The organism is Rhodovulum sp. HP10, from assembly GCF_047553435.1.
Lineage (GTDB): Bacteria > Pseudomonadota > Alphaproteobacteria > Rhodobacterales > Rhodobacteraceae > Rhodovulum.
Map to the genome: position 1 here is coordinate 1905334 of NZ_CP180201.1, position 13413 is coordinate 1918746.

Here is a 13413-nt window from a genome sequence, read left to right on the forward strand (position 1 = left end):
GACCGCCATCCCGATCAGAAGGACCGCGCAAACCGTGAGCCGACCCGCCCTCGACCGTCCCGCCGGGCGCAGGAAAGAAGCCTATTCGCAATGCGACAGGACTCGTCCCCCTTGCCGTCTCGACACCCCTGCCCCGTGGCTTGCCCTTGCCCCCGTGCCCCCTCCGGCCCCTTGACCGTCCCCTCCGAAACAGACAGGCGCGCAGCGCTCCAGACCCGTCTCAAGGCCCAATTGAGGATCCAAGGGCGCGGCATAGACTATCCGGCAAGCGGTTCCTTTCCGTGGCATCGCGAGGGCAAAGAGCGGATCCCGACCGCATCCGCGCGGCTGCCCGGTCGGGTGCGGCGCAACGGGGCCGAACCCAACAAGGACCGACCCCGTCAGATCTTGCCGAAAACGGTGCCTGAACAGGCGGCTGACAGCAATTCAGGGCGCGATGATGCGGTCGCCGACCTTCCAGTCGGGCAGGCCATAATCATCGGGCCAGGGATAGACCTCGATCTGATTGAAATAGATCACCGCCACCAGATTGGGGAATTCGGGAAAGATCTGGCGAACCTCCGAGGTCCATGTCGCGACATAGTCCTCACGCCCCGAATAGCCGAGTTCGGCCACCACCACCGGCTGACCGAAAGGTGCGACACGGGCATGGCGCGGCGCCAGGATCGACCTAAACGACTGTTCCTCGCCGAGGATCGCGGTCTCCCAGGGCTGAAGCCCGAAGACCGAGAGCCCGACGATATCGACATAGTCATCGCCCAGCGGCGACCACATATAGGCCATCTCGGGCGCAGTCTCGCGGCAGATGTCGACCATCCGGCGATAGGCGGCCTTGTAGGTCCCGGGGTCCCAGCCCGCCCAGATAAACTGGCCGCTCGCGTCTTCCATCTCCTGCGCCCAGCGCACGGTGACCGGGCTTTCGAACAGGTTCAGAACCGCGCAGATCGAGGCCATGTAGCTGTCGTACTCGCCCGAGGCGATCCCTTCTTGCAGCATCCCGGGGGTGCTGCGCTCGGACCGGTTCCAGGTCCAGGGCTCTATCGTGGCCAGAACCGACCGGCCACGGGCCCGGGCATAGGCATCGGCATCGATCAGGCTGGGCAGGTACACGTCCTCCCAGGGCAGGAACAGATGCTCGATCGACACTTCGGGATCGTCGGCCAAGGCACCGTCGGGATCGTAGACCCCGAAGGGCATCTCGCCGGGAGGCGCCTCGACCGGGTCGGCCGGCCCGGCCGACGCCGCGACGGCAAGGCCCAGGGCGGCGATCGGGCCGCAGACGGCGATGACCGGGTCAAGTCTCATGGATGCTGCTCCTCATGGTCGGCGGGCTTTGAAGCTGCGCCCGAAATCCACAACATGAAATCCACTACATAATGCAGCCTCTTGCGTCCCCCCTGCCCCACCCCCGAGACGACATGCTGGGCCGAGGTGACCTGAAACCGGCCGAGACCGACAGTCAGGAAATGCAGACTCTCCCCCCCCCGCGCCCAGACTGCGCCCGCATTCAGCACCACCCATATGCCGGCATGGGGGCCATAGAACCGCCATCGCGTTCTCGGCCGGCCCCGGTTCTCGGCCAGGTGATGGCGGAGGATGGCGGCGACGAGGACGACATAGATCCCGCCATTGAGCAGCGACAGGAGATAGAAGCCCGCGGCCTCCTGGACATGCGGCCGCGCAAGCACCGGCTCCCCTAGCAGGAAATAAGGAGCGATCAGCCGCAGCGGCAGCCTTGCCTCGGCCGCCGTCCCCTTGGGCGTGATCCGGCAATCGACGAAGCCGCCCCATAACCGGTCGCGCAGCGCCATCAGCGCGCCCCAGGCCGCACAGGACCATTGCGCGCAGGGAAACAGGATCCTCTCCCATCCCAGCACCGGGGCATCGGCGGGCCGGGAATGCCCGTCGCGGCGCAGCATCGCGGCAATGCCGAGGAAGGTGACCAGGATCGGCAGGCTGTGGCCGAGAAAGGCGGGATAGGTCACGCCGACGAAGCGCATGTCGAAGGCCAGCGCCGCGGCCGGGATCAGGCTTCCGGCCAGCATGAAGGCGACGAGCCCCGGATAGATGCTCTGGGTGAAGAGGAATTGCAGCTTCAGCCGCGGCGGCAGGCCCGACAGGCAACGCAGCGTATGGCGCAGGAGGATCGTCACGAGGCTGCGCGACCACTGGAATTCCTGGGTCAGCATGTCGACGAAACTGGCCGGCCCCGCGCCGATGGCGATGGCGTCGATGGCATGCACGCCGCGCCAGCCCCCGGCATTCATCAGCATCGTGGTGGAATGGTCCTCGGCCAGCTCGGGCCCGAGCCCGCCGATCTGTCTCAGCGCCCGGGTCCGGACCGCGTAATGCGACCCGATGCACAGCGGCGCCCAGCCATTCGAATAGCCCGCCTGCAAGACGCCGTGAAACGCCGCCTCGGCATGAAGCCGGGCCAGGGCGGGCCAGGGCGGGCCAGCTTTCCGCGGCATTCGAGGACCAGATCGAGGGCGCGCTGACATAGCCCACGCGCGGGTCGAGGAAGGGCCGCAGCATCTCGCGCAGATAGCCCGGCTGCGGCACGTGATCGGCATCGAGCTGGGTCACGAAATCATAGCGATCATAGCCTGCGCTGTCGTAGAAGAAGGCAAGATTGCCCTCCTTGCAACGGGTCCGGCGCGGCCAGTCCGGGCGGAGATACTCGGCCCGGCCCGTGCGGGTCGAGACCTGCACGCCATGGGCCGCGCACCAGGCAAGCGTCTCGGGCGCGGGGTCCTCGTCGGCCAGCCAGGTCTCATGCGGCCAGTCCTGGGCCAGCATCGCGCTCAGCGTGTCGCGCAGGATCTCGAAGGGCTCGGAGGGGCTTTTCGTCTCCACCATGGCGACGCGGGCCCCCGCCAGCCCGGCCAGATCGCCCACCGGCCGCCAGGCCTGCAGCAGGAAGAACAGGAAATAGCCCTGCAGGAAAGTCAGCCAGCCCAGCAGCGCCGAGCAGATCGCAAAGCGGATCGCGCCGATATTATGCGCGGGCTAGCCACCAGCCCCAGAAGAAGACGGCAGCGCCCAGCCAGGCCAGCGCCGCCAGACCATAGCGACAGCGTTGCCCGCGGGGAAAGAGTGAGACCAGGAACGGCCCGCCCGGACCGGCCCCGGGCGGCGGGCCGGTCTGTCCTGCCTCAGCTCCTCCGGGCATCGGCCAGGTCCAGTCCGAAGGCCAGCGCCGCATCGCGCAGGATGCCGTCGAGATCGCGATGCCGGGCCTCGAAGCCCAGCGCCTCGCGCGCCCGGGACGGATCGGTCACCAGCGCGGGCGGATCGCCCGGCCCGCGCGGCTGCAGGCTGACCGGCACCGGGCGGCCGAGAACCCGCTCGACCTCCGCCAGCACCTCGCGGACCGACGGCCCGCGTCCCGTGCCCAGATTGAGTTGCAGATCGCCGCCGCCGCATTCCAGGCGACGCAGCGCCAGCGGGTGCCCCTCGGCCAGATCGGCGACATGGACATAGTCGCGGATGCAGGTGCCGTCGGGCGTCGGATAATCGCTGCCGTAAAGCTCGAGCGCGCGCCCCCGCCCGGCCGCCGCGAACAAGGCCAGCGGCAGCAGATGGGTCTCGGGGTCGTGGCGTTCGCAAAACCCGGCGGCCGGATCCGCACCGCAGGCGTTGAAATAGCGCAGCGCGACATGGCGCAGCCCATGGGCATGGCCGAAATCGGCCAGCATCTGCTCGCCGCTCAGCTTGGTCCGGCCATAGGGGTTGATCGGAGCCTGCGGCGTCGCCTCGGTGATCGGCAGCGCCTCGGGCAGGCCGTAGCTCGCGCAGCTCGAACTGAAGATCACACGGCAGAGCCCGGTCTCGGCGCAGGCGCAGAGAAGCCCGGTCATGCCGCCGACATTGTTGTCGTAATAGAAGCCCGGATCGCGCATCGACTGGCCGACATAGGCGGCGGCCGCGAAATGGATGACCGCGACCGGCGCATGGGCCCGGATCGCCCGCACCAGCGCCGCGCTGTCGCGGGTATCGCCCTCGACCAGCGGCCTCCAGCGCACCGCATCGGCATGGCCGGTGCTGAGATTGTCGAAGACGACAGGAAGGTATCCGGCCCCCGACAGGCACCGACAGGTGTGACTGCCGATATATCCCGCCCCACCCGTGACGAGAACGGGTATCGCCTTCGACACAGCGCGTCAGGCTCCGGCAATGGTCAGCATCATCGCTTCTGCGAAGCAGGGTATCGTGCGGTCGAGCCCCGCGTCGAGAGAAATCCTCGGCCCGCCGGTCGACGGCCGCCGACCCGACCCGAGCCTGCCCTCAGCCGCACCGGACCGCCGACCGTATCCCCGGCATGGCAGAAGGCCCGGCTCGGGCGTCCCGCTTCGGCGACAGCACCTGCGCCGCCGATGGGGATCGACCGGCCGGATGCAGACCATCGGAAGGTGCTTGCCACGAACAGATCCTGGAAGCGGCACGGCGATGGGCCGCTTTCGCCTGGGGCACAGGGGGGCGCCCGCCCGCGCGGCGGGCGGGCGATTGCAGGGATCAGGGCCAGCCCTTCATCGCCTGCCCTTCATCCGGGCTGCGACGACAGAAATCCCAGCAGCCGGGCCGTGAATTCATCCGCGGAATCCGCGTTGGAGATATGGGCGGCCCCCTCGATGACGCAGAGCGTCGCCTGCGGCGTCTTTTCCGCCATGCGCCGGCTCAGATCCGGCGGAGACATCCTGTCGAGCGCTCCGGCGATGAAGAGCACCGGCATGGCAAGCCCGGCCATCCGTCCGGAGACGTCGAAACCGGCGATGCCACGCGCGACATGCGCGAGCGAGGGGCCATGCGAGGTCGCGGCGATGCCGTGCCAGACCTGACAGGTCCGCATCCCCTCCGGGCTCTCCCGGAAGGCCTCCGAGACCGAGACCTGCCAGTTCTGCTCGAAACGCATCACCGGGCCATGCGGCTCTTCGAAGAGGCGGGCCCAGCCCTCGCTCATCGCCTTGAATTCCTCGGTGGCAGTGTTTTCGAAACTGTTGGCGACCACGAGGCGCCCTATCCTGGCCGGGTGCCGCAGCGCCAGCTCGAGCGCGACCATCCCGCCGAGCGAAAGCCCCACCACATCGAGCGTCCCGATTCCAAGCCGGGAAAGCAGGTGTTCGGTATCGTCGGCAATATCCGCGACCCCGAAGGGCGCGGTCAGGGGAGCGGAGGCCCCATGACCGGCATGATCCGGGACGATGACGCGATATCCCGCCGCGACCAGTGCCGGAATTTGCGGCCCCCAGGCGCGGCCGGAATTGCTGATCCCGTGCAACAGAAGGATCGGCCGACCTTGCCCGAACTCCATGTAGTAGTTGCTCCGCCCCTGAACCTCATAATAGGCCATAGGAAGCCTCCTCGTGGATTGTTTCAGAATGTGATGCGTTGGCCGGGCCGAAGCCGGACAGCAATCAGCCAGAGCACGAGGCAGAGCCCTGCCATCAGGCCCCAGGCCAGGGTGAGATCGGACAGGTATTCGCGCAGAAGACCCGCGATGAGCGGAAGCGCGGCCGCGACCAGGTAACCGCCGCCCTGGACGAAGCCTGCAATGGCCCCGGCAGCGCTTGCATCGTCTCCGTGATCCATGGCCACGATCAGGCTCAGGGGGAAAAGCGCGCCGATCCCGAGGCCTGCGAAGACCGCAGACGGCCAGGCGAGCGCAAGCGGAGCGAAGATCAGTCCGAGCAGGCCCGCGAACAATGCACCTATGGCGGTGAAGATGGCCGGGCGGCGGTCGGGGGAGCGACCGACCCAGTAGGAGACGGCAATCCCGGCCACGACCTCGGAAAGCGTGACCACACCCAGCATCAGCCCGGCCATTTCCGCCGACCGGCCCAGGCCGGTATAGAAGGGGGGCAACCATGCCAGCACCAGCGTATAGGCCCCTGTCCCCAGCCCGAAGAATGCCAGCAGCAGCCATGCGCGCGGCGCCCGCGAGACCGGAAGACGCGCTCGGTCCTCCGGAACGGTCTCGGCCGGGTCGGTTGCGCGCCACCAGATCAGGCATCCGATCAGGGAGGGGATAGACCAGATCCCCAAGGCCACTTGCCAGTGAGAGGCCTGGGCGATCCAGGGGCCGAAGGTTCCCGACAGGAAGGCGCCTCCCATAATCGCCGTCGAATAGACCCCCATCAGCCCGGCGGCCGCCGCGCCCGAGTGATGCTTGATCATGATCGGCAGCAAGGCCTGCACGATGGCGATGCCGATCCCGCCGAGAATGGCGGTCATCAGCAGCAGGGCGGCGCTCGACCAGTGCCAACGCAGCAGGTTGCTCAGCAGGATGAACAACAAGCCGAGGATGATGCCGTTTCGCGTACCCAGAACGCTTTTCAGCCGGGAGGTGAAAAGCAGGCAGACCCCCATCAGGGCGACCGGCAGGGTGGTCAGCAGGCTGGCCCCCGTATCGCTCAGGCCGGTATCGCGCTGGATGGCATCAAGCATCGGCCCGATGGCGGCCATCGTCGGCCGCAGATTGGCCCCGACAACGACGATGGCGGCCGAGAACAGGAGCGTCTCTGAGAATTTGGACAAGTTACCTCCTTCCGTGGCCGCTTGCCACGGAACAGAACGCCGGATATATCTCTACGTAGAGATATTTTTATCTTGATGTCAAGACAGGTGCCGGAATGGACAGAGCAAGGAAGGCTGCCGAGCAATGGGCCCGGGAGAAGCCGCATCTCGATATCGGGCCGATGGTCCTGCTTGGCCGGCTGGCAGAGGCAGCACTGGTCATATCCCGCGACCGGCTCAACCCGGTCTTTGCCGAGTTCGGCCTTCAGCCGGGAGAGTTCGATGTCCTGGCGACGTTACGGCGAAGCGGGGCGCCCTATGCCGTCACGCCGACCCGTCTTTACGAAGCGGCGATGATCTCGTCCGGAAGCATGACCAACCGGCTGAACCGGCTCGAAGAGGCCGGCCTGGTTAAACGGCAGCCAAATCCCGGGGACAGGCGGGGAACGCTTGTCGCGCTGACACCGGAGGGCCTTGCCCTGATCGAGAAGGCGGTCGACATCCATGTCGCCAATCTGAGCACCATCCTGTCCGGCCTGACGGAGCGAGAGCAGGACCAGCTCTCCGATCTGCTGGAAAAGCTTCTGGCGTCCCAGGGCACCTGACAGGTCGGTCCCCGCAGCGGGCGGCACGGGGACGGGCAGCGAAGCTGTGCCGAGGGGCCTGGCCCTGCGGGCGAGAGCGGACCAAGGCGACCGCTCCGTGGAGGACTGCCCCGACACAAGACGAGCTGCGCAGGATGGGGACGAAGCCGGCCATGGCTGCGGTCGTGGAAATGCCCGGCGAAGGCCGTCTCGATCCTCTGCCGGATCCGCTCGGCCGCCGCCCGGTCCCGTGTCAGCCGACGTCGGAAACGACCCCCGATCGGCGCGGGAAAGACGCCCCTTGCTCACGGTGGTGCACGGCCTCTGACGTGCAGGCTTTCATCTCCGGTCCCGATAATCTCGCGGCGACGGCTTGGGCTGTCGGCAACCCGACCCGACGGCAAAGGCAGCGGCCGCAGGACGGTTGCACCCGAACCGAAGGCGGCGGGACCGCGAGACCGCGGAGGGCACGGCAGCCCCCCAGAGACCGAGCAGACATAGGTGACGGGCCCGGGCGCGCACCGCCTCGAACGTCCTTCGGATCGGCCCCGGCCGGAACGCGGGCGGGGCCCCTGCCGCCATGGCCGGTCCTGTCGCAGGTAAAGACGGCAGCCCGACCGGGGATGTCGCCGGTTGGCCCCACCCGGCCCCGCGACACAGCTGCCGCCGGGTCTTCGCGACCGAAAAGCCCCGTTGCCTGCCCGCCGCCGCAGGGACGACAGACGGCTCGCATGGTCGGCCGCCCTCGACGCGGCATCCGGTGCGGTGCGGGCCTGCCCGCAACCGCGCTGAGGCTCGGCCGCGATGGCTGCGGCATCGACCTGCCCCTCAGGCAGGAAGGCCGGGACCATAGCGCCAGATAATTGACATGACCGCATCGCGGTGAAAAGAAAGTATGAAAATATTTGTCGCTTGTCATACCGGAGAAGGCCGTGCCGTCCCGTCGCTCCCTTCTGGCCTTGCCCCTTTACGGCGCCTGCCTGACCTCTCCGCTGACGGCCCTGGCCGCAGGGCGCGCCACAGATCCCGTGCTGCGCTTTGCCTGGCCGCTGAATGCCGGACCGCTGAACCCGCATCTTTATTCGCCGAACCAGATGTTCGCGCAGAACATGCTCTACGACCCGCTCGTGCGCTACAGGGCCGACGGGCGCATCATGCCCTGGCTGGCCAGCTCATGGATGGTCTCGGAGGATGGCCGGGACTATACCTTTGCGCTGCGCGAGGATGTCGTCTTCTCGAATGGCGAGCCCTTCGACGCGGCCGCGGCAAAGGCCAATTTCGACGCAGTGCTGGCCAACCGGTCTCGCCATGCCTGGCTGGAACTGGCCAACCAGATCGTCGCGACCGAGGTGCGCGCGCCCTTCACGCTGAGGCTGCGGCTGAAGGATGCCTATTACCCCACGCTGCAGGAACTGGCCCTGCCCCGCCCCTTCCGCTTCATTGCGCCCTCGCAATTCCGGGACGGCGGCACGAAGGACGGCATCCTGGCCCCGATCGGCACCGGGCCCTGGGTCCTGACCGAAACCTCGCTGGGCGAACGGGACATCTTCCGCCGCAACGACCGCTACTGGGGCCCGCGCCCGGCCTGTGCCGGGGTCGAGGTCAAGGTCATCCCCGACCCCAATACCCGCGCCATCGCGCTCCGCACCGGGCAGATCGACATGGTCTACGGCACCGACGGACCGCTCTCGCCCGACATGTTCGAGGACCTCGCCCGCTCGGGAGATTTCAGCGCCGGCCTCTCGGCGCCGATGGAGACCAGCTCGCTGGCGCTGAACACCGCGCGGGGCGCGACCCGGGATCTGTCCGTGCGCCGGGCCATCAACCATGCCGTTGACAAGGACGCCCTGATCGCGGCCGTCCTGCACGGCACCGAACAGCGCGCCGATGCGCTGTTCGCGCCCAACGTACCCTATGCCGATATCGGGCTTTCCCCCTACCGCTTCGACCCCGCCGCTGCCGCCGGGCTGCTGGAGGCCGATGGCTGGATCGCGCGCCGCGCCGGGCAGCCCCGGCAGAAGGAGGGCCGGCCGCTGATGCTGGATCTGTGCTTCGTCGGCACCGATGCCGTGGCCAAGGCCAAGGCCGAGATCCTGCAGGCCGACCTGGCCGCCGTGGGCATCGGCGTCAGCCTGATCGGCGAGGAGGAAAGCAGCGTCTATGCCCGCCAGCGCGACGGCCGCTTCCACATGATCTTCAACCGGACCTGGGGCGCGCCCTACGACCCGCATGCCTTCCTCAGCTCGATGCGGGTGCCCGCGCATGCCGATTACCAGGCGCAGTCGGGCCTGCCCGACAAGGCCGAGATCGACCGCCGGATCGGCGAGGTGCTGGTCTCGACCGACGAGGACCGGCGGCAGGCGCTCTATCGCGACCTGCTGGGACGGTTCCATGAGGCGGCGGTCTATCTGCCCCTGACCCATACCACGGCGATGGCCGTGGCCCGGCCCCGCGTCGGGCCGCTGCGCTTCGGGGCGATGTCGAGCGAGATCCCCTTCGAGATGCTGACCCCGGACGCCTGAGCCCATGAAAGCCTTCATCCTGCGACGATTGCTCTTGCTGATCCCGATGCTGTTCGGGGCCTCGCTGGTGATCTTCCTGATGCTCAGGCTGGGCCCGAGCGACCCGGCGCTGGACTATCTGCGCCTGTCGAAGGTGCCGCCGACGCCGCAGGCACTGGCCGATGCGCGCGAGATGCTGGGGCTCGACCGGCCGCTGGCGGCACAATATCTCGACTGGATCGGCCGCGCGTTCAGGGGCGATTTCGGGATCTCCTATGCCCTGCAGCGTCCCGTGCTGCCGGATATCCTGCATTTCCTGCCCGCGACGATGCAGCTGGCCGGGACGGCACTGGCCTTCACCTTGCTGGTCTCGGTCCCCTTGGGGATCTGGGCCGCGCGCTACCGCGACCGCTGGCCCGACCATGCGGTGCGGCTGGTCGCCTTCCTGGGCGTCTCGGTGCCGAATTTCTGGCTGGGCTTCCTGCTGGTGCTGGTCTTCTCGGTCCATCTGGGCTGGCTGCCGCCGATGGGCCGCGAGGGTCCGGCCAGCCTGGTCCTGCCGGTCGTTGCGGTGGCGCTGATGTCGCTGGCCGTGAATGCCCGGCTGCTGCGCGCCAGCATGCTCGAGGTCGCGGGCCAGCGCCATGTCCGCTATGCTCTGTTGCGCGGGCTGCCGCCGCGCATGGTCGAACGCCGCCATGTCCTGCGCAATGCCTGGCTACCGGTCATCACCGCGACCGGCATGCATATCGGCGAGCTTCTGGGCGGCACCCTGGTGATTGAGAGCATCTTCGGCTGGCCCGGGCTCGGGCGCTATGCGGTCACGGCAATCCTGAACCGGGACTATCCGGTGATTCAGTGCTTCACCCTGCTGATGGTGGTCATCTTCGTGTTCTGCAACCTCGTCGTCGACATCCTTTACGCCCTGGCCGATCCGCGCATCCGTCAGGCCACGGAGGCGCCGCAATGAGCCTCGCGCTGCGCCGCCGACAGGCCGGGCCGGTCTGGCGCGGGCTGCGTCTGGGCGCGGCCTGCCTGATCGTCGCGCTGCTGGTTCTGGCCGCGCTGATCGGCCCCGCGCTCGCCCCGTTCCAGCCCGACGCGGTCGACATCGCCCACCGCCTGCAACCGCCCGGCGACGGTCACCTGCTGGGGACCGACCATCTCGGGCGGGACATCTTCTCGCGGCTGATCGCGGGCACGCGGACATCGCTTGGCTGCGTCGCCGCGACGCTCGCGCTGATCCTGGTCATGGGGCTCGGACTGGGCGGGCTGGCGGGCTATGCCGGCGGGCGGATCGACCAGGCGATCATGCGTGTCGCCGACATCTTCATGACCTTCCCGACGCTGATCCTGGCGCTGTTCATGATCGGCATGCTGGGCACCGGGCTGGTCAATGTCATCATCGCCATCGCCCTGTCGCACTGGGCCTGGTATGCGCGGATCGCCCGCGGCATCGTCATGTCGATGCGCCACCGCGATTTCCTGCTGGCGGCGCGCCTGGCCGGGGCGAGCCGCGCCCGCATCTTCGCCGAGCACCTGCTGCCCGCGACCTTCTCGCAGATGATCGTCCTGGCCACGCTCGATGTCGGGCACATGATGCTGCATGTCTCGGGGCTGTCCTTCCTCGGGCTGGGCGTTCAGGCGCCGACCGCGGAATGGGGGGTGATGATCGCCGATGCCCGCCAGTTCGTCTGGACCGCGCCAATGCTGATCTTCTGGCCCGGGCTCGCGCTGTTTCTCACCGTCATGGCCTTCAACATGCTGGGCGACGCGCTGCGCGACCGGCTGGACCCCGGCCTGGTCGGGGAGGCCGCGCATTGAGCCGGGTGCTCTCGATCGAGGGGCTGAGCGTCGCAGCCGACGGCCGCCCGCTGCTGCGGGATCTGACGCTCGAGATCGCACAGGGCCGCACGCTCGCTCTGGTCGGCGCCAGCGGATCGGGCAAGTCCACCGCCTGCGCCGCGGCGCTGGGGGTTCAGGCGGCCAACCTCGCCGTCCGGGGGCGGGTCTGTCTCGATGGCAGGCCGGTGGCGCCCGGGCAGTTGCGGGGACGGGTCGTAGCCTCGATCCTGCAGAACCCGCGCAGCGGCTTCAACCCGCTCCGGAGCATGCGCGACCACATGCGCGAAACCTGCCGGGCGCTGGACCGGCCCTGGTCCGAAGCGGCCGCGCAAGACCTGCTGGCCGAGGTGGGGCTCGAAGACCCCGGGCGGGTGCTTGGCCTTTACGCCTTCGAGATGAGCGGCGGCATGCTGCAGCGCGTGGCCATAGCACTGGCCCTGCTCGGCGGGGCGCCGTTTCTCTTCGCCGACGAGCCGACGACGGATCTCGATCTGGTGGTGCAGGCGCGCATCCTCGATCTCATGGAACGAAGCCGGGACCGGGCGGGGCTGGGCCTCATGCTGATCACCCATGACATGGGCGTCGTCGCGCGGCTGGCCGATGAGGTGGCAGTGCTGGAGGCCGGTGCCCTGGTCGAGCGCGGACCGGTCGGACAGATCTTCCACGCCCCGCGCCATCCGGTGACGCGGATGCTGGTGGCGGCGCATCTCGCCCTTTACGGACAGGAGCTTCCGGCATGAGCCTGCTTGCCGCCCGCGGCCTGTCGCATTGCTATCGCAGCCGTCCGCTGCTGGGTCCGGCCAGAACGCATGCGGCGCTGTCGGAAGTGTCGCTGGAGATCGACGAAGGCGAGACCGTCGCCCTGCTCGGGCGCTCGGGCTGCGGCAAGAGCACCCTCGCGCGGCTTCTCTGCGGGCTGGAGAGGCCCACGACAGGCGAGGTGCTTTTCGAGGGCATGCCGCTGGAGGCGTGCCGCGGCGCAGCGTGGCTGAGGATGCGCCGCGCGGTGCAGATGGTGTTCCAGGATTCGCCCGATGCCACCAATCCGCGCCAGACCATCGGCCGGATCGTCGCCGAGCCGCTGCGCCATCTGACCCGGCTGGACCGCAAGGGCCGCGAGGCGCGCGTCGCCGAGCTGCTCGATCTGGTCGAGCTGCCGCCCCGGATCGCCCGGATGCGCCCCGGCCAGCTCAGCGGCGGCCAGTTGCAGCGGGTCTGCATCGCCCGCGCCCTGGCCCCCGAGCCCCGGCTGGTCATCCTCGACGAGGCGGTGTCCAATCTCGATCTGCATCTGCAGGCCAGCACGCTGGCCTTTCTGGGCGAGATCCGCCGCAAACGCGGCATCGCCTGCCTCTTCATCACCCATGACCTGCGTCTGGTAAGCCGCTTCGCCGACCGCGTGCTGGTGATGGACCGGGGCCGGATCGTCGAGGAGGCCCCTTCCGCGGAACTCGCCACGCTCTCGCATCCCGCCTCGCAGGCCCTCCGCGAGGCCATCCTGCCGCCTTTTCCCGGCCGCCCGACCGTCGGCAAGGCCGCGCCTCTGCCTGAAAACGCAGCCGAAATCCCGCCCGAGGCCCCGACAACGCCTGCCGGCATCTCCGTTATCCCCGTTCCCGGGGGGCGAACGGCCGGGGCGGAGATCCTATCCCCAGAATCTGGGGAAGAACCTGTGGGTAACCCGCGGCAAACGGCATCTTCCTTAACCCTTGCTGGCCTGCCTAAAAATTAGGCGACTTCCGGGAAGCAGCCGCCGACCGCAACCGGACCGGGCCCCTCGCGCCGGACCCTCGCGAAAATCCCGGAAATTCGCCTCGGACGGGCCTCTCTCTGCGCGCCGCAGCGGACCCGCCTCATCCGCCCGTGGGCAAGAAGCGCCCGACCGTTTCCCGACCGGGAAATACAAGTCGACCCGGCCCGCGCCGAAACCGGATATGCTTGAAACGCGGACAGGCCATCGCCATCAGGGT

The 13413-nt window shown here is 68.4% G+C and carries 11 protein-coding genes; 6 read left to right on the plus strand and 5 right to left on the minus strand.

The features are described from left to right. Positions 1-426 precede the first annotated feature (426 nt). From ACK8CO_RS08870 to ACK8CO_RS08890, 5 genes are all read right to left on the minus strand, one after another. Complete coding sequence (locus ACK8CO_RS08870) at positions 427-1305, minus strand: glycoside hydrolase family 26 protein (protein ID WP_414898896.1); 879 nt, start codon at positions 1303-1305, stop codon at positions 427-429. Next, positions 1302-2471, minus strand: coding sequence for a glycosyltransferase family 2 protein (locus ACK8CO_RS08875; protein WP_414898897.1), 1170 nt, complete (start codon positions 2469-2471; stop codon positions 1302-1304). Before ACK8CO_RS08875 ends, ACK8CO_RS08870 begins: the two co-directional genes overlap by 4 nt. 684 nt (positions 2472-3155) lie before the next feature. Further along, on the minus strand, positions 3156-4157 hold the full coding sequence (gene galE / locus ACK8CO_RS08880; protein ID WP_414898898.1) for a UDP-glucose 4-epimerase GalE: 1002 nt from the start codon (positions 4155-4157) through the stop codon (positions 3156-3158). 386 nt (positions 4158-4543) lie between these two features. Further along, complete coding sequence (locus tag ACK8CO_RS08885; protein WP_414898899.1) at positions 4544-5350, minus strand: alpha/beta fold hydrolase; 807 nt, start codon at positions 5348-5350, stop codon at positions 4544-4546. Positions 5351-5373: 23 nt separating this feature from the next. Beyond that, positions 5374-6534 (minus strand): MFS transporter, encoded by a 1161-nt coding sequence (locus ACK8CO_RS08890; RefSeq protein ID WP_414898900.1) that lies wholly within the window; start codon positions 6532-6534, stop codon positions 5374-5376. Between the two features lie 95 nt (positions 6535-6629). On the opposite strand from ACK8CO_RS08890, the gene ACK8CO_RS08895 reads away from it, so the two are divergent. The 6 genes from ACK8CO_RS08895 (at position 6630) to nikE (ending at position 13175) form a co-directional block, all read left to right on the plus strand. Continuing rightward, positions 6630-7118, plus strand: coding sequence for a MarR family winged helix-turn-helix transcriptional regulator (locus ACK8CO_RS08895; protein WP_414898901.1), 489 nt, complete (start codon positions 6630-6632; stop codon positions 7116-7118). Between the two features lie 911 nt (positions 7119-8029). Further along, the gene (gene nikA / locus ACK8CO_RS08900; protein ID WP_414898902.1) at positions 8030-9619 is read left to right on the plus strand and encodes a nickel ABC transporter substrate-binding protein; all 1590 of its coding nucleotides are present in this window, start codon (positions 8030-8032) and stop codon (positions 9617-9619) included. Between the two features lie 4 nt (positions 9620-9623). After that, the gene (gene nikB / locus ACK8CO_RS08905; RefSeq protein WP_080614839.1) at positions 9624-10568 is read left to right on the plus strand and encodes a nickel ABC transporter permease subunit NikB; all 945 of its coding nucleotides are present in this window, start codon (positions 9624-9626) and stop codon (positions 10566-10568) included. After that, entirely contained in the window at positions 10565-11422 is an 858-nt protein-coding gene (gene nikC, locus ACK8CO_RS08910; RefSeq protein WP_414898903.1) for a nickel ABC transporter permease subunit NikC, read from the plus strand. The genes nikB and nikC overlap by 4 nt, the downstream gene beginning before the upstream one ends. A 5-nt stretch (positions 11423-11427) precedes the next feature. Next, on the plus strand, positions 11428-12183 hold the full coding sequence (locus ACK8CO_RS08915; protein ID WP_414899003.1) for an ATP-binding cassette domain-containing protein: 756 nt from the start codon (positions 11428-11430) through the stop codon (positions 12181-12183). Beyond that, positions 12180-13175, plus strand: a complete 996-nt coding sequence (nikE, locus tag ACK8CO_RS08920; RefSeq protein WP_414898904.1) for a nickel import ATP-binding protein NikE — start codon at positions 12180-12182, stop codon at positions 13173-13175. Before ACK8CO_RS08915 ends, nikE begins: the two co-directional genes overlap by 4 nt. The last annotated feature ends 238 nt before the right edge of the window (positions 13176-13413 follow it).